General features: G+C 71.8%; 20 protein-coding genes, 1 tRNA gene and 1 pseudogene. 15 read left to right on the top strand and 7 right to left on the bottom strand.

Going from position 1 to position 18,197, the window contains the following annotated elements; all coding sequences use genetic code 11:
- The first annotated feature begins 15 nt into the window (after nt 1-15).
- The 6 genes from ABEB06_RS14570 (at nt 16) to ABEB06_RS14545 (ending at nt 3,347) form a co-directional block, all read left to right on the top strand.
- Entirely contained in the window at nt 16-447 is a 432-nt protein-coding gene (locus ABEB06_RS14570) for a M67 family metallopeptidase (protein ID WP_345697290.1), read from the top strand.
- A 139-nt stretch (nt 448-586) separates the two neighbouring features.
- Nucleotides 587-703, top strand: a complete 117-nt coding sequence (locus ABEB06_RS14565; protein WP_345697289.1) for a putative leader peptide — start codon at nt 587-589, stop codon at nt 701-703.
- Nucleotides 704-800: 97 nt separating this feature from the next.
- Nucleotides 801-1,079, top strand: a complete 279-nt coding sequence (locus tag ABEB06_RS14560; protein ID WP_345697288.1) for a MoaD/ThiS family protein — start codon at nt 801-803, stop codon at nt 1,077-1,079.
- Nucleotides 1,079-2,047, top strand: a complete 969-nt coding sequence (locus tag ABEB06_RS14555; RefSeq protein WP_345697287.1) for a PLP-dependent cysteine synthase family protein — start codon at nt 1,079-1,081, stop codon at nt 2,045-2,047. Before ABEB06_RS14560 ends, ABEB06_RS14555 begins: the two co-directional genes overlap by 1 nt.
- Before the next feature lie 196 nt (nt 2,048-2,243).
- Nucleotides 2,244-2,432 carry a MarR family transcriptional regulator gene (locus ABEB06_RS14550; RefSeq protein WP_345697286.1) on the top strand — a complete coding sequence of 63 codons (189 nt, stop codon included), beginning with the start codon at nt 2,244-2,246 and terminating at the stop codon, nt 2,430-2,432.
- Between the two features lie 162 nt (nt 2,433-2,594).
- Nucleotides 2,595-3,347 (top strand): MBL fold metallo-hydrolase, encoded by a 753-nt coding sequence (locus ABEB06_RS14545; protein WP_345697285.1) that lies wholly within the window; start codon nt 2,595-2,597, stop codon nt 3,345-3,347.
- On the opposite strand, the gene ABEB06_RS14540 is transcribed toward ABEB06_RS14545, so the two are convergent.
- Nucleotides 3,335-4,249, bottom strand: coding sequence for a branched-chain amino acid transaminase (locus ABEB06_RS14540; protein ID WP_345697284.1), 915 nt, complete (start codon nt 4,247-4,249; stop codon nt 3,335-3,337). The genes ABEB06_RS14545 and ABEB06_RS14540 overlap by 13 nt on opposite strands.
- Before the next feature lie 139 nt (nt 4,250-4,388).
- On the opposite strand from ABEB06_RS14540, the gene ABEB06_RS14535 reads away from it, so the two are divergent.
- Nucleotides 4,389-5,321, top strand: coding sequence for a LuxR C-terminal-related transcriptional regulator (locus tag ABEB06_RS14535; protein WP_345697283.1), 933 nt, complete (start codon nt 4,389-4,391; stop codon nt 5,319-5,321).
- A gap of 70 nt (nt 5,322-5,391) precedes the next feature.
- On the opposite strand, the gene ABEB06_RS14530 is transcribed toward ABEB06_RS14535, so the two are convergent.
- The 3 genes and pseudogenes from ABEB06_RS14530 to ABEB06_RS14525 form a co-directional block, all read right to left on the bottom strand.
- A complete protein-coding gene (locus ABEB06_RS14530; RefSeq protein WP_345697282.1) occupies nt 5,392-6,666 on the bottom strand; it encodes a PTS transporter subunit EIIC in 1,275 nt (424 codons plus the stop codon).
- 383 nt (nt 6,667-7,049) lie between these two features.
- Nucleotides 7,050-7,241 (bottom strand): annotated as a pseudogene (locus tag ABEB06_RS39355) (PTS transporter subunit EIIC); the annotation flags it as partial.
- 514 nt (nt 7,242-7,755) lie between these two features.
- Entirely contained in the window at nt 7,756-9,045 is a 1,290-nt protein-coding gene (locus ABEB06_RS14525) for a PTS transporter subunit EIIC (protein ID WP_345701845.1), read from the bottom strand.
- A gap of 269 nt (nt 9,046-9,314) precedes the next feature.
- Between ABEB06_RS14525 and ABEB06_RS14520 the strand changes: the two genes are divergently transcribed.
- From ABEB06_RS14520 to rdgB, 4 genes are all read left to right on the top strand, one after another.
- Nucleotides 9,315-9,548, top strand: a complete 234-nt coding sequence (locus ABEB06_RS14520; protein ID WP_014135942.1) for a PTS sugar transporter subunit IIB — start codon at nt 9,315-9,317, stop codon at nt 9,546-9,548.
- Nucleotides 9,549-9,642: 94 nt separating this feature from the next.
- Nucleotides 9,643-10,368 (top strand): ribonuclease PH, encoded by a 726-nt coding sequence (gene rph / locus ABEB06_RS14515; RefSeq protein WP_345697281.1) that lies wholly within the window; start codon nt 9,643-9,645, stop codon nt 10,366-10,368.
- A 151-nt stretch (nt 10,369-10,519) separates the two neighbouring features.
- Nucleotides 10,520-10,915 carry a hypothetical protein gene (locus ABEB06_RS14510; protein WP_345697280.1) on the top strand — a complete coding sequence of 132 codons (396 nt, stop codon included), beginning with the start codon at nt 10,520-10,522 and terminating at the stop codon, nt 10,913-10,915.
- 28 nt (nt 10,916-10,943) lie between these two features.
- On the top strand, nt 10,944-11,552 hold the full coding sequence (gene rdgB, locus ABEB06_RS14505) for an RdgB/HAM1 family non-canonical purine NTP pyrophosphatase (protein ID WP_345697279.1): 609 nt from the start codon (nt 10,944-10,946) through the stop codon (nt 11,550-11,552).
- Between the two features lie 75 nt (nt 11,553-11,627).
- Here the strand turns inward: rdgB and ABEB06_RS14500 are convergent.
- A tRNA-Leu gene (locus ABEB06_RS14500) sits at nt 11,628-11,702 on the bottom strand.
- Nucleotides 11,703-12,125: 423 nt separating this feature from the next.
- Between ABEB06_RS14500 and ABEB06_RS14495 the strand changes: the two genes are divergently transcribed.
- On the top strand, nt 12,126-14,531 hold the full coding sequence (locus ABEB06_RS14495) for a chitinase C-terminal domain-containing protein (protein ID WP_345701844.1): 2,406 nt from the start codon (nt 12,126-12,128) through the stop codon (nt 14,529-14,531).
- A gap of 72 nt (nt 14,532-14,603) precedes the next feature.
- Here ABEB06_RS14495 and ABEB06_RS14490 read toward each other — a convergent pair whose 3' ends face one another.
- Nucleotides 14,604-15,263: a hypothetical protein gene (locus tag ABEB06_RS14490; protein WP_345697278.1), complete on the bottom strand. Its 660-nt coding sequence runs from the start codon at nt 15,261-15,263 to the stop codon at nt 14,604-14,606.
- Between the two features lie 211 nt (nt 15,264-15,474).
- On the opposite strand from ABEB06_RS14490, the gene ABEB06_RS14485 reads away from it, so the two are divergent.
- Together ABEB06_RS14485 and ABEB06_RS14480 are read left to right on the top strand one after the other, a co-directional pair.
- Complete coding sequence (locus ABEB06_RS14485; RefSeq protein WP_345697277.1) at nt 15,475-16,242, top strand: hypothetical protein; 768 nt, start codon at nt 15,475-15,477, stop codon at nt 16,240-16,242.
- A 41-nt stretch (nt 16,243-16,283) separates the two neighbouring features.
- Complete coding sequence (locus ABEB06_RS14480; protein ID WP_345697276.1) at nt 16,284-16,913, top strand: DUF4291 domain-containing protein; 630 nt, start codon at nt 16,284-16,286, stop codon at nt 16,911-16,913.
- A gap of 144 nt (nt 16,914-17,057) precedes the next feature.
- Here ABEB06_RS14480 and bcp read toward each other — a convergent pair whose 3' ends face one another.
- Complete coding sequence (gene bcp / locus ABEB06_RS14475; RefSeq protein ID WP_345697275.1) at nt 17,058-17,531, bottom strand: thioredoxin-dependent thiol peroxidase; 474 nt, start codon at nt 17,529-17,531, stop codon at nt 17,058-17,060.
- 138 nt (nt 17,532-17,669) lie between these two features.
- On the opposite strand from bcp, the gene ABEB06_RS14470 reads away from it, so the two are divergent.
- Nucleotides 17,670-18,005, top strand: coding sequence for a DUF3618 domain-containing protein (locus tag ABEB06_RS14470; protein ID WP_345697274.1), 336 nt, complete (start codon nt 17,670-17,672; stop codon nt 18,003-18,005).
- The last annotated feature ends 192 nt before the right edge of the window (nt 18,006-18,197 follow it).

Here is an 18,197-nt window from a genome sequence, read left to right as displayed (position 1 = left end):
CGCTATCCTGACCGCATGCTGACCATCACCCGAGAACTGCGCGACCGGATCGTCGCCCACGCCCGCGCGGACCACCCGGACGAGGCCTGCGGCGTCATCGCCGGTCCGGCCGGCAGCGGCCGGCCCGAGCGGTTCGTCCCGATGCTCAACGCGGCCCGCTCGCCCACCTTCTACGAGTTCGACTCCGGCGACCTGCTCAAGCTGTACCGCGAGATGGACGACCGGGACGAGGAGCCGGTGGTGATCTACCACTCGCACACCGCGACCGAGGCCTACCCGTCCCGGACGGACGTCAGCTACGCCTCCGAGCCCTTCGCCCACTACGTGCTGGTCTCCACCGCCGAGGGCACCGAGGAGTCCGACCCCTTCCAGTTCCGCTCGTTCCGCATCGTGGACGGCGTGATCACGGAGGAAGACGTCGAGGTGGTCGAGGCCTACCAGGCCTGATCGCGGCGCACCCCGAGGGGGTCCGGCGGCCCCGCCCCGAGCGCGGCCGACGGGCCCCTTTCTCATTCCCCGGAACGGATGCGACCGGATCGCGAGACGGGCATGTCGGGAGGGGGCCGGGAATCTATACGATGAGTCCATGCGTTCCGTCGATGTGAGCAATCAGGCCCCAGGCACCCGCCTCGTGGCGCGCCTGCACGTCGACCTGTGCCGGCTCGCCAGCGCGATCTGTCCCGGCACCTCCGACGCCCGCTGACTTCGGCACACCCAGCCGCCCCGGTGCCCCCGGGGCCCCTCCTCCTGCCGCGCCCGAGCCCGGCACCCCGAACTCACCCCACCAGGAGCGCACAGCCATGGCCATCGAGGTCCGCATCCCGACCATCCTCCGCACCTACACCGACGGCGCCAAGGCCGTCGAGGGCACCGGCACCAACCTCGGGGAGCTCTTCGCCGACCTCGACGCCCGCCACCCGGGCATCGCCGGCCGCCTGCTGGACGGCGGTGAGCTGCGCCGCTTCGTCAACGTCTACCTGAACGACGAGGACGTCCGCTTCCTCGAGGGCATCTCCACCGCCCTGGCCGACGGCGACAGCGTCACCATCCTCCCCGCCGTCGCCGGTGGCATGAAGTAATGCGCTACGACAGCCCGATCGAAGCCGTCGGCAACACCCCCCTGGTCCGGCTGCCCCGGCTGTCCCGGGCCGTCCCCGGGAACGAGGACGGGCTGGTCACCCTCTGGGCCAAGCTGGAGGACCGCAACCCCACCGGCTCGATCAAGGACCGCCCGGCCCTGCACATGATCGAGCGGGCGGAGGCCGACGGCCGGCTCACCCCGGGCTGCACCATCCTCGAACCCACCAGCGGCAACACCGGCATCTCGCTCGCCATGGCGGCCAAGCTCAAGGGCTACCGCATGGTCTGCGTGATGCCGGAGAACACCAGCGAGGAGCGGCGCGAGCTGCTCCGCATGTGGGGCGCCGAGATCATCTCCTCGCCGGCCGCCGGCGGCTCCAACACCGCCGTGCGGATCGCCAAGGAGATCGCCGCCGAGCACCCCGACTGGGTGATGCTCTACCAGTACGGCAACCCCGACAACGCCGGTGCGCACTACGCCACCACCGGCCCGGAGATCCTCGCCGACCTGCCCACCGTCACCCACTTCGTCGCGGGCCTCGGCACCACCGGCACCCTGATGGGCGTCGGCCGCTACCTCCGGGAGAAGGTCCCGGGCGTGCAGGTCGTCGCCGCCGAGCCGCGCTACGACGACCTGGTCTACGGCCTGCGCAACCTCGACGAGGGCTTCGTCCCCGAGCTGTACGACGCCGAGGTGCTCACCACCCGCTTCTCGGTCGGCTCCGCCGACGCGGTGCAGCGCACCCGCGACCTGCTCCAGCAGGAGGGCATCTTCGCCGGCGTCTCCACCGGCGCCATCCTGCACGCCGCGATCGGCGTCGGCCGCAAGGCCGCCAGGGCCGGTGAGCGGGCCGACGTGGTCTTCGTCGTCCCGGACGCCGGCTGGAAGTACCTGTCCACCGGCATCTACACCGCCGAGTCCACCGAGGCCGCGGTGGAGGCACTGCAGGGCCAGCTCTGGGCCTGAGCCGGCACCTCCCGAAGGCGCGGCACCCCCTCGCGGGTGCCGCGCCTTCGGTCTGTGACACTCCGGGATTTATCCGTTCCGTGTGACCGCTTCGTCACGGAACGTCGACCGGTGCGGTCGGGCGGCCGAGGTTCTCGTTGGGCCGGAAAAGCTGATCGCGCACCCGGATCGCCCACACCCCCGGAGGTGGACCTCCATGCCAGGACCCGAACTCTGGTCGTACGTCGAGATCGCCCGCCACATCAACGTGCAGGCCGAGACCGTCCGCAACTACCGCCGGCACGGCCTGCTGCCCGACCCGGACACCGTCGACGCCGCAGGTCACCCCCGCTGGTACGCCGAGACCATCCGGGCCTGGGCCCGCAACCGGCCCCGGCAGCGCTGATCTCACCGCCCCCGGCCCGTTCTGGTGATTCCGCCCACAGCCCGGCACGGGGACGGGGGCAAAGTGCCGTGCGGCCCTTACTCTCGACAGGCGAACACCCCGCTACCAGCAGGTAGTGCGGGCCGCGCGGACCATGACCCAACGGGGCGGGAAGGGCTCGGCATGAAACTGACCGTGGTGGGATGCTCGGGGAGCTTCCCGTCCGCCGACTCGCCGTGCTCCAGCTACCTGGTGGAGGCGGACGGCTACCGCCTGGTCCTCGACCTCGGCAACGGCGCCCTCGGCGCACTGCAGAAGTACTGCGGCCTGTACGACGTGGACGCGATCCTGCTCAGCCACCTGCACGCCGACCACTGCGTCGACCTGTGCGCGTACTGGGTGGCCCGCAACTACCGGGTCGAGGGCTGCCCGGACCCGGTCCCGGTCTACGGCCCGGCCGGCACCGCCGAGCGGCTCGCCCGCGCCTACGACATGCCGGAGAAGCCCGGCATGACCGAGGTCTTCGACTTCCGCGCGCTCTCCGACGGCGCCGAGCTGCGACTCGGCCCGCTCACCGTCACCGCCGTCCGGGTCAACCACCTGGACGCCGAGGCGTACGGCTTCCGGATCGACCACGGCGGCCGCAGCCTGGTGTACTCCGGCGACACCGGCACCTGCCCCGAACTCGTCGAGCTGGCCCGCGGCGCCGACCTCTTCCTCTGCGAGGCCGCGTACACCGACGGCAAGGAGACCTTCGAGTCGATCCACCTCAACGGCACCCAGGCGGGCGAGCACGCCGCAGCCGCCGGGGTCGGCCGCCTGGTGCTCACCCACATCCCGCCGTGGACCGACGCCGAACGCAACCTCCGCGACGCCGCCGCCGGCTACCCCGGCCCGGTCGAACTGGCGCGCCCCGGAGCCGTCTACGAGCTGTGAACCGGGGTGAGCCAGTGCGCGTAGCGCGGCTCCGCGCCGGTCACCGCCGCCCGGTACAGCTCGGCCAGCCGCTTCGTCAGGTCGCCTTCGGCGGACGGTAGTTCCCGGTCGTCGAGGGAGGCGACCGGCACCACCCCGGCCGCCGTCCCGCAGACGAACACCTCGTCCGCCGCGTACAGGTCCGAGCGCAGCAGGCTCTCCACCCGCACCTCCACGCCCAGATCGCGGGCCAGCGTCAGCACGGTGTCCTGGGTGATGCCCTCCAGGGCGCCCGCACTGGCCGGCGGCGTGCGCAGCACCCCGCCGCGCACCGTGAACACGTTCTCCGCACTGCACTCGCTCACCGAGCCGTCGCCCGCCAGCAGCAGCGCCTCGTCGTACCCCGCGTCGGTCGCCTCCCGCCGGGCCAGCGCCGAATTCAGGTACGGCCCGGTGCCCTTGGCGGCCGGCGGCACCGAGTTCGGGTCGTTGCGCCGCCAACTGCTGGTCTTCAGCCGCAGTGGCCGCCCGCCCAGGTGGTCGGGCCACTCCCAGCCGGCGATCACCGTGGTGGTCGGGGAGTCGCGCATGTCCAGGCCCATCGAGCCGTAGCCGAGGAACGCGAAGTGCCGCAGGTAGCACGAGCGGTGGCCGTTCGCCCGGACCAGCTCCACCGTCGCCTGCGCCAACTCGGCCGCGGAGAAGGGGAGTCCGATCCGCAGCATCCGGGCGCTGCGCTCCAGCCGGGCCAGGTGCTCCGGCAGCCGGAAGACCGCCGGCCCGTCGGCCGTGTCGAACACCCGGGTGCCCTCCAGCACCCCCGTGCCGTAGTGCAGCCCGTGCGACAGGACGTGCACCTTCGCCCCGTGCCAGGGCACCAGCGCGCCGTCGAGCCAGATCGTGGAAGCCTCGTTCATCGCCATGCCGCCCATCCTGGGCGCCCCTCCCCGGCCCCGGGAGGGGCGCGGCCGCGCCGGATCCGGCCATGGCCGGGACCGGAGCAGCCGTCTCGGATGGTGGAATGCCGCGTCCGGATCGCGACCCCGGGCCTAGGGTCCGGACGTGGAGACCAGCACCGCCCTGTACGCCCTGCTGCTCGCCGAACCGGGCCGTGAGGCCGCCGAGCTGCGCGCCGAACTCGGCTGCGGAGAAGAAGAGTTCGAAGCCGCCGTCGACGAGCTGCGGTCCCTCGGACTGGCCCCGGCGAGCGGCCGGCTGACCGCCGTCCCGGTGGACACCGCCGTCCGCGCCCTGCTCGCCGAGGCCGACCACCGCTACGCCGAACTCGCCGACCGGGCCCGGGCCACCCGGGCCGCCGTCGACCGGCTGCACACCGACTTCCTGCCGCTGCGGACCGCCCCCGCGCACGAACTGGTCCGCGGCCCCGACCGGATCGCCGCCCTGCTCGAGGACGCCGCCCGCGGCGCCCGCACCGAGGCCCTGTCGCTGCGCCCCGGACAGGACCGGTCGCCGAGCGCCCTCGCCGGGAAGCTCGCCCGCGAGCGGATCGCCCTCGCCCGCCGGGTCGAACTGCGCACCATCTACCCGGTCGCCGCCCTGCACCGGCCCGCCGTGCTCGCCCACGTCCAGGAGCTGACCGCGGCCGGCGCCAGGATCCGGGTCGCCCACACCCTGCCGCTCTGGCTGATCGTGGTCGACGCCCACCTGGCCGTGCTGCCCGCCCCCGGGGAGGCGGGCGCCGCCGCGGTGGTGGTCCGCGACCCGGCCGTGGTCGGGGTCGTCCGCGAGCTCTTCGAGCACTTCTGGGCCGCCGCCTGGATCCCGCCCGAGCTGCTCGGCCCGGCCGCCCCGGACGACCGCCACCGCGAGGTCCTGCGGCTGCTCGCGGCCGGTCTCACCGACCGGGCGATCGGCCGCAAGCTGGAGATCTCCGACCGCACCGTCCGCCGCCTGGTCGCCGACCTCACCGCCGACCTGGGCGCCGACTCCCGCTTCCAGGCCGGCGTCCACGCCGCCCGGCTCGGCTGGATCTGAGCACCCCCGGACGGCGAAGGACCCCGCCCTGAGCAGCTGGGCGGGGTCCTTCGGGGCCGACGGCGGGGCGTCAGGCCTTGGTGACGTCCTCGACCTCGTCGTCGTCCTCGCGACCGGGGGTCTTGAGGTCGAACTTGGTGATCGCGAAGCGGAAGATCGTGTAGTACAGCGCCGCGAAGACCAGGCCGATCGGGATGATCATCCACGGGTTGGTGGCCTTGCTCCAGGCCAGGCCGTAGTCGATCAGGCCGGCCGAGAAGGTGAAGCCGTCGTGCACGCCGAGCGCCCAGGTGACGGCCATCGAGACGGCGGTGAGCAGGGCGTGGATGACGTACAGCACCGGGGCGATGAAGACGAAGGCGAACTCGATCGGCTCGGTGACACCGGTGACGAAGGAGGTCAGGGCCAGCGACATCATCATGCCGAGGACGGCCTTGCGGCGGTGCGGCTTGGCGGCGTGGGCGATGGCCAGCGCGGCGGCGGGCAGCGCGAACATCATGATCGGGTAGAAGCCCGACATGAACTGTCCGGCCGTCGGGTCGCCGGCGAAGAAGCGGTGCAGGTCGCCGTGGACCACGGTGCCGTCGGCCTTGGCGTAGTCACCGGTCTGGAACCAGGCGTAGGAGTTGACGAACTGGTGCATGCCGACCGGCAGCAGACCGCGGTTGACCAGGCCGAACGCGCCCGCGCCGAGCGCTCCGGCACCGATCAGGCTGTCGTTCAGGCTCTTGATCGCGTCGCCGATCGGGCCCCAGGTCAGGGCGAAGAACACACCGACGGCGGTGCCGACGAAGGCCATGATGATCGGGACCAGGCGACGGCCGTTGAAGAAGCCGAGCCAGTCGACCAGCTTGGTGCGGTGGTACTTCTGCCACAGCACGGCGCTGAGCAGACCGATCACGATGCCGCCGAGGACGCCCGGGTCCTGGTAGGTGGCAGGGATGTCCTTGCCCGGCATGATCTTGTACTCGGTGATCGGGAACGCGGTCAGCACGTTCTTGTAGACCAGGAAGCCGACCAGGGCCGCCAGTGCCGTGGAGCCGTCCGCCTTCTTGGCGAAGCCGATGGCGATGCCGACCGCGAACAGCAGCGGCAGGTTGGTGAAGACGGCGTCACCGGCGGTGGCGAAGACGGCGGCGACCTTGTTCCAGCCCAGGCCGTCCTTGCCGAACACGTCGTCCTGGCCCAGGCGCAGCAGCAGACCGGCCGCGGGCAGGACAGCGATCGGCAGCTGGAGGCTGCGGCCGATCTTCTGCAGGCCCTGCAGGAGGCTCTGGCCGTACTTCTTGCCGGGCTTGGGGGCCGGCGCCGAGGCGGGCGCCGGTGCCTGCGCAGTCGTACTCATGGGGGTGGTTCCTTACGGCATGGCGGGTCGGTCGGGTGCTGCATCGGGGGCCGACACGCGGACTGGTCTACACCACAAGTGGTGTAGACCAGTTTTCTAGCACGGGCCGAGAGGGTGCGGAACCCCGGGAAGCCGCGCAGGTGGGAAGTGCTATGAAATCGAAACCTTCCTGCGGATTGGCGATCTTGGCTACCCGCTGTAGTCGATATTTTGGAGAGCTGCTCAACAAAATGCCCTCCCCCACCTCTGGCCGGCGGTGAGGGATGGTGTTCCGTTGACGAACCGTCAGGCCCTGGTGATGTCCTCGATCTCCTCCTCGGGCCCGCGGCCCGGGGTCCTGGGTCGGACCTGGTGATCGCGAAACGGAAGAGCGCGTAGTAGGGGGCGGCGGCCGACAGGGCGAACATCGCGATCGGGAAGAAGCCGGTCATGAACTGGCCCGCGGTCGGGTCGCCGTGGAAGAAGTGCGGGATCTCGCCGTGCCGGACCGTGCCGGGGGCGTCGGTGAAGGGGTCGAGCTGCTGGAGGGAGGGGTTCAGGAACTGGTGCATGCCGACCGGGATCAGCAGCCGGTCCGCCGGTCGCTCGCGCGGGTGGGGCCGCTGCCGATCGACCCCCGGGCCGGGCCCGCCACCGCACCGACGCAGAACGGAAGCGGGAGGTCGGAGGAGGCCGCGTCGCCGGCGGTGGTGAAGACCGTGGCCGCCTTGCCCGGCCGATGCGCAGCAGGATGCCGGCCGCGGGCGGCGCGGCGACCGGTGACTGCGGCCGATCTTCTGGAGGCCCTGCATCAGGTGGGCGCCCGGCTTCTTCACCGGTGGGGCCGCGGGTGCGGTCAACGTGCTCATGGGCGGTCCTCCGGCGGTGGGCGTCCTTGCGCGCCGGTGGCCAGGGGTGCGCGCATTGGTCTGCATCGGTTGGGTGCGAACCCGTTCCGGAGCGGATATATCCGCCACAGTAAAATCACCGCACGCTCGCCGTTCCCAGGTATTCACCGGTGAATTCCGGCAGGGTATTGAGTCCTTTCCCGGATGTGCCGAAGGCCCCCGGGCGGAGGGGTCCGGGGGCCTTCGGCGGTCTTTCGCGGCATCAGGCCTTGGTGACGTCCTCCACCTCGTCGTCGTCCTCCCGGCCCGGTGTCTTGAGGTCGAACTTGGTGATGATGAAGCGGAACAGCACGTAGTAGACGACCGCGAAGCAGAGGCCGATCGGAATGATCAGCCAGGGCTTGGTGGCCAGCCCCCAGTTGATCACGTAGTCGATCAGGCCGGCCGAGAAGCTGAAGCCGTCGTGGACGCCGAGCCCCCAGGTGACCGCCATCGACACGCCGGTCAGCACCGCGTGCACCGCGTACAGGAGGGGCGCGATGTAGGCGAAGGAGTACTCGATCGGCTCGGTGACGCCGGTGAAGAAGGAGGTCAGCGCCACCGAGGTCATCAGGCCGTAGATCTCCTTGCGGCGGTGCGGTTTGGCGCAGTGCGCGATGGCCAGGGCCGCGGCCGGCAGGGCGAACATCATGATCGGGAAGAAGCCGGAGGTGAACTGGCCGGCCGTCGGGTCGCCCGCCAGGAAGCGGTTGATGTCGCCGTTGACCACCGTGCCGTCCGGCTTGGTGTACGAGCCGAACTGGAACCAGACGAAGGTGTTCAGCAGCTGGTGCATGCCGATCAGCAGCAGCGAGCGGTTGGCCACGCCGAAGATGCCGGCGCCCCACGAGCCCAGGTCGGCGAGCCACTGCGAGAAGTCGTTCAGGCCGTCGCCGATCGGCTGCCAGATCCACACCATCAGCGAGCCGAACAGCAGGCCGACCATCGCGGTGATCATCGGCACCAGGCGCCGGCCGTTGAAGAACCCCAGCCAGTCCACCAGCTTGACCCGGTGGTAGCGCACCCACAGCCAGGCCGACATCAGGCCCATCAGGATGCCGCCCAGCACGCCCGGGTTCTGGTAGACGGCGTTGCTCGACTTCTGGGTGGCGAAGTCCACGCACTGGTTGCCCTTGAGCACCGCGCCGCCGGTGCAGTCCACCGGGAAGGCCTGCAGGACGGACCAGTAGACGAGGAAGCCGGCGACCGCGGCCAGCGCCGTCGAGCCGTCGGCCTTCTTCGCCATGCCGATCGCCACGCCGATGCAGAAGAGGAGCGGCAGGCCGAGGGAGGAGCTCAGCAGGGCCCCGCCCGCCGCGGCGACCGCGGCGGCCACGTTGTTCCAGCCGAGGCCGTCGGCGCCGAACACGTCGGGCTGGCCGAGCCGGTTCAGGATGCCCGCGGCGGGTAGGACGGCGACCGGGAGCTGCAGGCTGCGGCCCATCTTCTGCAGGCCGCCGTAGAAGGTGTGCCACCAGGGCGTGTGCGGGGCTGTGGCGCCTGCCGAACTCATCATGGCCCTCCGAGTGCCGTGTCCAGGGCGGCAGCGCCGTAGGATTGGTGTAGACCACTCGTCGGGACGCCGCCGTGCTCGCCCGGTCGGGATACCGGTGATCGTCATCCTCCGGTCCCGATAAAGAGGGGCGCGCGGCGAAATAGCCCAAAAGTGGACTAACGTGGCACACCGGCAGAAACCATGCCATCTTCGGCAGTGACCACGCCCACCGCAGTACGGCACCCGGCGACCGACCGCCGGAGCGCCGAGACAGAGGGAGAAAGACCATGGCCAGCAAGGCTGAGAAGATCGTCGCCGGTCTCGGCGGCATCGAGAACATCGACGAGGTCGAAGGCTGCATCACCCGCCTGCGCACCGAGGTTCACGACGCCTCCAAGGTCGACGAGGCCGCCCTCAAGGCCGCGGGCGCCCACGGTGTGGTCAAGATGGGTACCGCGATCCAGGTCGTCATCGGCACCGACGCCGACCCGATCGCCGCCGAGATCGAAGACATGATGTGAGCTGAGCCACCCCAGGCCCGGCACCGCCGACGGCCCGCCGCTCCGCACCGGACGGCGGGCCGTCGCGCGTCCCGGGACGGCTAGGCTCGACGGCATGTCACGCATCGACGGCCGCACCCCCGACCAGCTCCGCCCGATCACCATCGAAAGGGGTTGGAGCAAGCACGCCGAAGGCTCCGTCCTCGTCTCCTACGGCGACACCAAGGTGCTCTGCACCGCCAGCGTCACCGAAGGCGTCCCGCGCTGGCGCAAGGGCAGCGGCGAGGGCTGGGTCACCGCCGAGTACTCCATGCTCCCGCGCGCCACCAACACCCGCGGCGACCGCGAGTCCGTGCGCGGCAAGATCGGCGGCCGCACCCACGAGATCAGCCGGCTCATCGGCCGCTCCCTGCGCGCCGTCGTCGACCACCGCGCCCTCGCCGAGAACACCATCGTCCTCGACTGCGACGTCCTCCAGGCCGACGGCGGCACCCGCACCGCCGCCATCACCGGCGCCTACGTCGCCCTCGTCGACGCCGTCGCCTGGGCCCGCGACAAGAAGCTGCTGCGCGCCAAGGGCCAGCCCATCACCGGTGGCGTCTCCGCCGTCAGCGTCGGCATCATCGACGGCGTCCCGATGCTCGACCTCCGCTACGAGGAGGACGTCCGCGCCGAGACCGACATGAACATCGTCTGCACCTCCGACGGCCGCTTCGTCGAGGTCCAGGGCACCGCCGAAGGCGCCCCCTTCGACCGCGACCTGCTCAACCGGCTGATCGACCTCGGCGCCCTCGGCTGCGCCGAGCTCGACGAGATCCAGCGCAAGGCCCTCGGCGCCTGACCCACTGCGGCGCCCGGCCACCGCCGGGCCCCGGCGGACGCCTGAACGGGGGTCAACCATTACGGGGTGGTGACACGCGCGTGCTGTACACGCCGCGTGCCCACCCCGTACGGTTCGAAGCAGAGACCGGAGCAACCACGGAGGACCCCCGATGCCGCAGGCGCTCAGCATCAACCGCACCACCGCCCTCGCCGTGGCCGGACTCGTGCTGATCCTTCCGCTCTCCATGGTCAGCTGCTCCGCGGCGCAGAAGGCCATCGACTGCGGCAACACCGCCATCAAGATCAGCAGCGACATCTCGCAGGTCGGCAGCGCCTTCAACAACGCGAACAACGACCCCGCGGCCGCCGGCCAGGCGCTCCAGCAGCTCAAGAACGACCTCGACCAGCTCGGCCGCAACTCCAGCGACACCGACGTCTCCAAGGCCCTCACCGACCTGCAGAACCAGGTCGGCGCCCTCCAGAAGGCCGCCGACACCAACCAGGTCCCCGACCTCCAGCCGCTCGGTGCCGCCGCCGCCAATCTCTCCAAGGCCTGCACCGGCTGACGCGCCCCCAGGCCCTAGGCTTTCGGGCATGACAACCCGACGCCTCGTCCTCGCCACCCGGAACAAGCACAAGGTCGCCGAACTGCGCGACATCCTCGGCGCGGCCGGGCTCGACGTCGAACTCGTCGGCGCCGACGCCTACCCCGAGATCCCCGACGTGCCCGAGACCGGGGTCACCTTCGCCGAGAACGCCCTGCTCAAGGCCCACGCCCTGGCCCAGGCCACCGGACTGCCCGCCGTCGCCGACGACTCCGGCCTCTGCGTCGACGTCCTGGGCGGCGCCCCCGGCATCTTCTCCGCCCGCTGGGCCGGCAAGCACGGTGACGACCGCGCCAACCTCGACCTGCTGCTCGCCCAGCTCTCCGACATCGGCCCCGAGCACCGCGCCGCGCACTTCGCCTGCGCCGCCGCCCTCGCCCTGCCCGACGGCACCGAGCGCGTCGTCGAGGGCCGCCTGCTCGGCACCCTGCGCACCGCCCCGGCGGGCGACGGTGGCTTCGGTTACGACCCCGTCCTCCAGCCGCTCGGCGAGACCCGCACCTGCGCGGAGCTCACCCCCGCCGAGAAGAACGCCATCAGCCACCGCGGCCAGGCCTTCCGCGCCCTCGCCCCGGTCGTCGCCGACCTCCTCGCCTGAGGGCCCCCGGACTCGCCTGAGGGCCCCCGGACGCGACGGTGCCCCCGCCGATCTCGGCGGGGGCACCGTCATCAGTACGCCCGGTGGGACTCGAACCCACGACACTGCGGACCTAAACCGCATCCCTCTAGCCAGCTGGGGTACGGACGCACGCCCTGCCAGCCTACCCCGTGCAAATCGGGGCTGGGTAGCGACGTGCGGCGGGCCGGTCAAGACGTCGGCGGGCGCTTCCTGTTGCGGCCGCAGTGCGTCGGGGTGACGGCGCGGCAGTCGGGTGCACTTGACGGGCACCGCCCCCTCCAGGTGACGAAGTGTCGTCCCCTCGGCCGGGCCGGCGAGGGGGAGAGGGCGAGGTGGCGGGGGGTCCGGGGGTTTGCGGTTGGGTCGCAGTTGGTACAGACCTGTTGACGCCAGTGGTCCAGACCTTCTAAGTTCGGCGCAACTTCCCCCACATGTGTGCGCCCTCCCACAGGCGTACGCGCGACACTCTCTCCTGGAGGACGAGTGTTGATCCGTAACGAGACGGCGCAGCGTCCCACCGCTCCGCGCCGTCAGAAGACCTCCGGTCGGCGGGTGGCGTTCGCCTCCGCGGCCGCGGCCGGGCTGGCCGGCCTGCTGGTGGCCACGCTGGGCGCTTCGCCGTCGGTGGCCGCCGTCGACAACCAGTCGTGTCGTCCTGACGGCATGTACACCACGCCGGGCGTGGACGCCCCGTACTGCAGCGTCTACGACACGTCCGGTCGCGAGAAGATGGGCGCGGACCACCAGCGCCGCATCATCGGCTACTTCACGGGTTGGCGCACCGGCAAGGACGGCACGCCCGCCTACCTGGTGAACAACATCCCGTGGGACAAGGTCACCCACCTCAACTACGCGTTCGGCCACATCGGCGGCGACAACAAGCTGTCGGTCGGCACCGACGGCCCGAACAACGCCGCGACCGGCATGGAGTTCCCGGGCGTCGCGGGCGCGGAGATGGACCCGAGCCTGCCGTACAAGGGCCACTTCAACCTGCTGACCAAGTACAAGAAGCAGTTCCCGAACGTCAAGACCCTGATCTCGGTGGGTGGTTGGGCCGAGACCGGCGGCTACTTCGACGACAGCGGCGCCCGGGTGAACTCGGGCGGCTTCTACAACATGACGGTGAACGCGGACGGTTCGGTCAACCAGGCCGGCATCAACACCTTCGCGGACTCCTCCGTCGACTTCATCAAGAAGTACGGGTTCAACGGCGTCGACATCGACTACGAGTACCCGACCTCGATGAAGGACGCGGGCAACCCGCTCGACGCCACCGTCTCCAACGCCAAGCGGGCGTCCCTGGTCAAGGGCTACGCGGCGCTGATGAAGACGCTGCGCGAGAAGCTCGACCGGGCCGGTGCCGCCGACGGCAAGCACTACCTGCTGTCGGTCGCCGCGCCGTCCTCCGGCTACCTGCTGCGCGGCATGGAGACGTTCCAGGTCACCCAGTACCTGGACTACGTCAACATCATGTCGTACGACCTGCACGGCGCCTGGAACAAGTACGTCGGCCCGAACGCCTCGCTGTACGACGACGGCAAGGACGCCGAGCTGGCGGCCGCCAACGTGTACGGCACCTCGCAGTACGGCGGCATCGGCTACCTGAACACCGACTGGGCGTACCACTACTTCCGCGGCGCGATGCCGGCCGGCCGGATCAACATCGGCCTGCCGTACTACACCCGCGGCTTCAAGAACGTGACCGGCGGCACCAACGGCCTGTGGGGCACGTCCTCGACGTCGACCTGCCCGGCCGGCGCCGGTCTGACCAGCTGCGGTGACGGTGCCGTGGGCATCGACAACCTCTGGCACGACCTGGACACCAACGGCAAGGAGTCCCCGGCGGGTTCCAACCCGATGTGGCACGCCAAGAACCTGGAGAAGGGCATCGTCCCGGACTACCTCTCCAAGTACGGCCTGACCGACACCGCCCTGCAGGGCACCTACAGCCGCAACTACAGCGCCGCGCTGGTCGCCCCGTGGCTGTGGAACGACAGCAAGAAGGTCTTCCTCTCCACCGAGGACGAGGAGTCGGTGGCCGCCAAGGCCGACTACGTGGTCAACCAGGGCGCCGGCGGCGCGATGATCTGGGAGCTCGCGGGCGACTACCGGTGGGATGCCACCGCCAACGGCGGCAAGGGCGAGTACGTGCAGGGCTCCACCCTCACCTCGCTGATGTACGACAAGTTCAAGGCCTCCTCGTCGTACGGCGCGCTGCGCTCCACCGTGGCGCTGCCCACCCAGACCCTGCCGATCGACGTGTCGTTCACCAACTTCGCGCTGGGTGACTCGAACTACCCGATCAACCCGAAGATCCACATCGTCAACAACTCGACGGTCACCCTGCCGGGCGGCACCGAGTTCCAGTTCGACTACTCCAACTCGGCCCCGGGCAACGCCAAGGACCAGTCGGGCTTCGGGCTGTCGGTGATCCGCCAGGACCACACCGCGGCCAACAACGTCGGCGGCCTCAAGGGCGTCTACAACCGCGTCTCGGTGAAGCTGCCCACCTGGCAGTCGCTCGCCCCCGGCGCCTCGGTCGACATGGACTTCGTCTACTACCTGCCGGTCTCGACCCCGGCGAACTGGACGGTCAACGTCGGCGGCACGCTGTACGGCATCACCGGCGACTTCACCCGCGGCGCGGTCGGCTCGACCGCCTCGCCGAGCCCGTCGCAGTCCGCCTCGCAGTCGGCCAGCCCGTCCGCGTCCGCCTCGGCCTCGCAGTCGGCGAGCCCGTCCGCCTCGGCCTCCGCGTCGCAGTCGGCCAGCCCGTCGGCCTCCGCCTCCACCGGCACCTGCACCGCGCCGAGCTGGAACTCCGCCACCGTGTACGCCACCACCGGCACCAAGGTGTCCTGGAAGGGCCACCAGTACACCAACAAGTGGTGGACCACCGGCGAGGACCCCTCGACCACCGGTCAGTGGGGCGTGTGGAACGACCTCGGTCCGTGCTGACTGACCTGAGGTGACAGACGGCGGTGGCGGTCGACCCGGTCGGGGGGTCGGCCGCCACCGCTGCTTCCCCGGTCAGTGCTCGACGTCGGCGCGGATCGCGGCGAACAGCCGGCCCGCCTCGGCCGGGGTGGTGCCCGGCAGCAGCGCCACACCGGCCGTGGAGGCGTCGGCCCAGCCGCAGATCACGTCGGTGGGGCCCGACTTGGCGGGCAGGCTCAGGCACTCCAGCGAGCCGCCCAGCGGGCCCGCCTGGTACGGCTCGGCGGTGGTCGGGGTGCCGGAGGAGCCGTTGCCCAGCGCGTAGTCGATCAGGCCGCGCCACAGGTGCTCGCGGCGCTTGTTCGGGTCCTCGGGCACGTTGTCCACGGCCAGGACGAGGATCTTGCGGGCGGTGGCCGGCTGGCCCGGCCGGTTGTACTCGGACTGCACGAAGTGCATGCCCTCGCGCATCTCGCCCGGGTCGACCGGGACGTCGGTGAGCGTGCCCTGGCCGGTGGCCAGGGTCAGCCCGCCCGCGGTGCGTGTCTCGGCGACCGTGCGGTGGCCCGCCGGGGAGGGCTTGGCGCTGCCGGACGGCTTCGTGGCGGCAGAGGCAGAGGCAGAGGCGGGGGCGGGGGCCGCGGTGCTCGCCGTCGGCGCGGCGTCGGTGGCGGGGATCTCGTCGGGGTCGCAGGCGGTGAGCGTCAGGGCGGCGACCGCGACGGCGGCGGCGAGGACGATGCGGCTGGTCATGGTGCGGTGAACTCCCCGGTGCGGTGGGTGTCTTCCGGGCTGCTCGACCCGGCACCCCGGAGGCTACGGCCTCCCGGCAGCCCGTGGACGGCACGTGCCCGTAACCGGACCGCACCGGTACCGAGTGGTGACACGGAGCCGCCCGCCACCCGTCGATTGACGTAGCGTGCAGGATCGGGACCGGCACGGGATCCGGTCGGGGGAGGCACGGATGACGGTACGGCGGAGCCCGCGGGCCGCGCTCCGGGAGGCACTTCTGGCGATCGGGGCGTACCCGGGCCGGCCGGCCGGGGCGGTCCTCGCCGGTGTGGCGGCGGGGCTGTCGGACTTCGCCCCCGACACGGCACCCCCCGCCGTCGTCGAGCGGCTCGGCCTCTCCGTCGAGGAGCATCCGTGGGGCAGCGACCTCGGGTTGTGCCTCGGGGACGGGGCCCGCCTGACGGAGGTGCTCTGGCTCGCGGGCGAGTGCCAGGTGCCCGCCCCGGTGCGGGAGCGGTGGCCGGACCTCGCCCAGGAGGAGTGGGAGAGCGCGCTGCTGATCGCGAAGCTGGTGCTGCGGAGCCTCGAGTCCTCCGCGGTCCGGCGCGGCCGGGTGACGGCCGATCCGGCCTGGAGCCGGTTCCGCGCCGCGCTGGTGGCGATCGGGGACGGGCCGGGGGAACCGCCGGAGGTGCTCGCGGCCGCGGTGGCGGACGGACTGCTGGCCTTCGGGTCCGAGACGCCCGACAACCTCGCGGCGGCCGGGCGGCTGGGGGTCTCGGCCTGGCCCGGCAGGGGCGGCCGGGTCGTCGGGCTCTGCGTGCTGCCGTCCGGGACCGGGCTGTCCCGGCTCCTGGAGGGGGCGGTCGGCGGTGCGGTGCCCGAGCAACTGCGGCAGGACCTGCCGGAACTCGTCCAGGAGGACTGGGACACGGTGCTCGCGGTGTCCGCCCTCGCGCTGGCGGCACTGGAGGGCGAGGCCGGGCCGGCGGCCGGGTAATCGCGTGGACGGTGGGGCGGCCGTGCGGTGAGGATGGCGCGGTGGAGAAGCAGGCGGTGCCGGTGCGGCAGATCAGGGCGGCGCACGACGCGGAGAGTCTGACGGTGTACCAGGCGTACCCCGTGGGGATCGCGGAGGCGGCGCTGGCGGCGGGGACGTTCGTGGCGCCGTTCAAGCGGGAGCGGATGACCTGGATCAAGCCGTCGTTCCGCTGGATGATGTACCGCTCCGGGTGGGGGACCAAGGACGGACAGGAGCGGGTGCTGGCCGTGCGGATCAGCCGGGCGGGGTTCGAGTGGGCGCTGGCGCGGGCCTGCCCCAGCCACTGGGACCGGGAGCGGCACGGGTCGGCGGCGGAGTGGAAGGCAGAGCTGAAGGCCGCTCCGGTGCGGTTGCAGTGGGACCCGGAGCGGTCGACCCGGCTGGGGGCGCTGCCGCACCGGGCGCTGCAGCTCGGGCTGGAGCGCGAGGCGGTCGACCGGTACGTGGACGGGTGGATCGTCGGGCTGACCGACGTGACCGGCCTGGCGCACGAGGTGCACGGGCTGGTCCGGGCGGGCCGCACCGCGGAGGCGGACGCGCTGATCCCGGCGGAGCCGGCGTACCCGCTGCCCGGGGCCCTCGCCGCGCGGATCGGCGCGACGCCGGTCGCCGGTGGCGCGGCCCGGTGACGGTCGGACCGGAGGCCGTCGGGGGGTGACCCTCGGGCCGGGGCCGGGGCCGGGGCCGGGGCCGTGGCCGTGGCCGGTGACCGTCGGGCCGGGGCGTCGGCGGGGGCCGTGGGCCCGCCCCTCCCCGGGGCGGGCCGGCGGGCGTCAGGCGTCGATCTTGAGGTCGCGCAGGAGCTTGGCGACGTGGCCGGTGGCCTTGACGTTGTAGAGGGCGCGCTCGACCTTGCCGTGCTCGTCGACGATCACGGTGGAGCGGATCACGCCCTGGTAGGTGCGGCCGTAGTTCTGCTTCTCGCCGTAGGCGGCGTAGGCCTCCAGGACGGCGTGGTCGGGGTCGGAGAGCAGGGTGACCTTGAGGTCCTCGGTCTCGCGGAACTTGCCGAGCTTCTCCGGCTTGTCCGGGGAGATGCCGATCACGTCGTACCCGGCGCCGGCGAAGACCTCCAGGTTGTCGGTGAAGTCGCAGGCCTGCTTGGTGCAGCCGGGGGTCAGGGCGGCGGGGTAGAAGTAGACGATCACCTTGCGGCCCAGGTGGTCGGCGAGGGACACCTGGTTGCCGTCGGCGTCGGACAGGGTGAAGGCGGGGGCGGTGTCGCCCGCCTGGAGGCGCTCGCTCACGTTCGAAGACTCCTGGGCTCGGTGGTCGTACCGCCGTCAAACCTACCCCCGATGGTGGGTGGCGCTGCGCGGGCGCGGGAGCGAGCTGACAGACTGGTGACGCATCAGTAGGACGGTGGGAGAGAAGGGGTGGCCCGAGTGGCAGCGAGCAAGGACACGGCGGTGCGGTCGACGGCCCAGATCGAGGCGGACATCGCCCAGGCCCGTGATCGGCTCGCCTCGACCCTGGACGAGCTGGCGATGCGCGTGCACCCGGCGACGGTCGCGGCGCAGACCAAGGCCCGGGTGCTGGCCTCGGTCGAGCAGAAGGCCGGGCAGGTGTACGTCGCGGCGAGCGGCGCGGTGGAGCGGGCGAAGAGCCGGTTCGTGGACGAGAAGGGGCAGCCGATGCCGGAGCGGATCGTGCCGGTCGCCCTGGTGGGCGTCGGCGCGGTGCTGCTGCTGGCGGCGGCGCGCAAGCGCCGCAAGGGCTGAGTCGCCGCAAGGGCTGACGCGCGGCCGGCGCCGGAACGCGGCTCCCGGGGAGCGGGGCCCGAGGGCTCGGGCCCCGATTTCGCGTGCCCGGACGCCGTACGCGCCCCCGGCGCGGGCCCGACGGCGCGCGCGGGGCGTGGGGCGGGTACGGTCGGGACGTGAGCGAGAACGACACGAAGAGCAGTGCGACCC

The organism is Kitasatospora terrestris (assembly GCF_039542905.1).
Taxonomy (GTDB): Bacteria; Actinomycetota; Actinomycetes; order Streptomycetales; family Streptomycetaceae; genus Kitasatospora; species Kitasatospora terrestris.
The sequence above is the reverse complement of the archived record's forward strand: the minus strand, read 5'-3'. Positions and strand labels throughout refer to the sequence as shown.

Bases quoted from the DNA above. Each gene is read 5' to 3' on its own strand.
- ABEB06_RS14570 (WP_345697290.1), top strand. From the start codon at position 16: ATGCTGACCATCACCCGAGAACTGCGCGACCGGATCGTCGCCCACGCC.
- rdgB (WP_345697279.1), top strand. From the start codon at position 10,944: ATGACAACCCGACGCCTCGTCCTCGCCACCCGGAACAAGCACAAGGTC.
- ABEB06_RS14485 (WP_345697277.1), top strand. From the start codon at position 15,475: ATGACGGTACGGCGGAGCCCGCGGGCCGCGCTCCGGGAGGCACTTCTG.
- ABEB06_RS14510 (WP_345697280.1), top strand. From the start codon at position 10,520: ATGCCGCAGGCGCTCAGCATCAACCGCACCACCGCCCTCGCCGTGGCC.
- ABEB06_RS14520 (WP_014135942.1), top strand. From the start codon at position 9,315: ATGGCCAGCAAGGCTGAGAAGATCGTCGCCGGTCTCGGCGGCATCGAG.
- rph (WP_345697281.1), top strand. From the start codon at position 9,643: ATGTCACGCATCGACGGCCGCACCCCCGACCAGCTCCGCCCGATCACC.
- ABEB06_RS14490 (WP_345697278.1), bottom strand. From the start codon at position 15,263: ATGACCAGCCGCATCGTCCTCGCCGCCGCCGTCGCGGTCGCCGCCCTG.
- ABEB06_RS14540 (WP_345697284.1), bottom strand. From the start codon at position 4,249: ATGGCGATGAACGAGGCTTCCACGATCTGGCTCGACGGCGCGCTGGTG.
- ABEB06_RS14565 (WP_345697289.1), top strand. From the start codon at position 587: ATGCGTTCCGTCGATGTGAGCAATCAGGCCCCAGGCACCCGCCTCGTG.
- ABEB06_RS14555 (WP_345697287.1), top strand. From the start codon at position 1,079: ATGCGCTACGACAGCCCGATCGAAGCCGTCGGCAACACCCCCCTGGTC.
- ABEB06_RS14530 (WP_345697282.1), bottom strand. From the start codon at position 6,666: ATGAGTACGACTGCGCAGGCACCGGCGCCCGCCTCGGCGCCGGCCCCC.
- ABEB06_RS14545 (WP_345697285.1), top strand. From the start codon at position 2,595: ATGAAACTGACCGTGGTGGGATGCTCGGGGAGCTTCCCGTCCGCCGAC.
- ABEB06_RS14560 (WP_345697288.1), top strand. From the start codon at position 801: ATGGCCATCGAGGTCCGCATCCCGACCATCCTCCGCACCTACACCGAC.
- ABEB06_RS14525 (WP_345701845.1), bottom strand. From the start codon at position 9,045: ATGAGTTCGGCAGGCGCCACAGCCCCGCACACGCCCTGGTGGCACACC.
- ABEB06_RS14550 (WP_345697286.1), top strand. From the start codon at position 2,244: ATGCCAGGACCCGAACTCTGGTCGTACGTCGAGATCGCCCGCCACATC.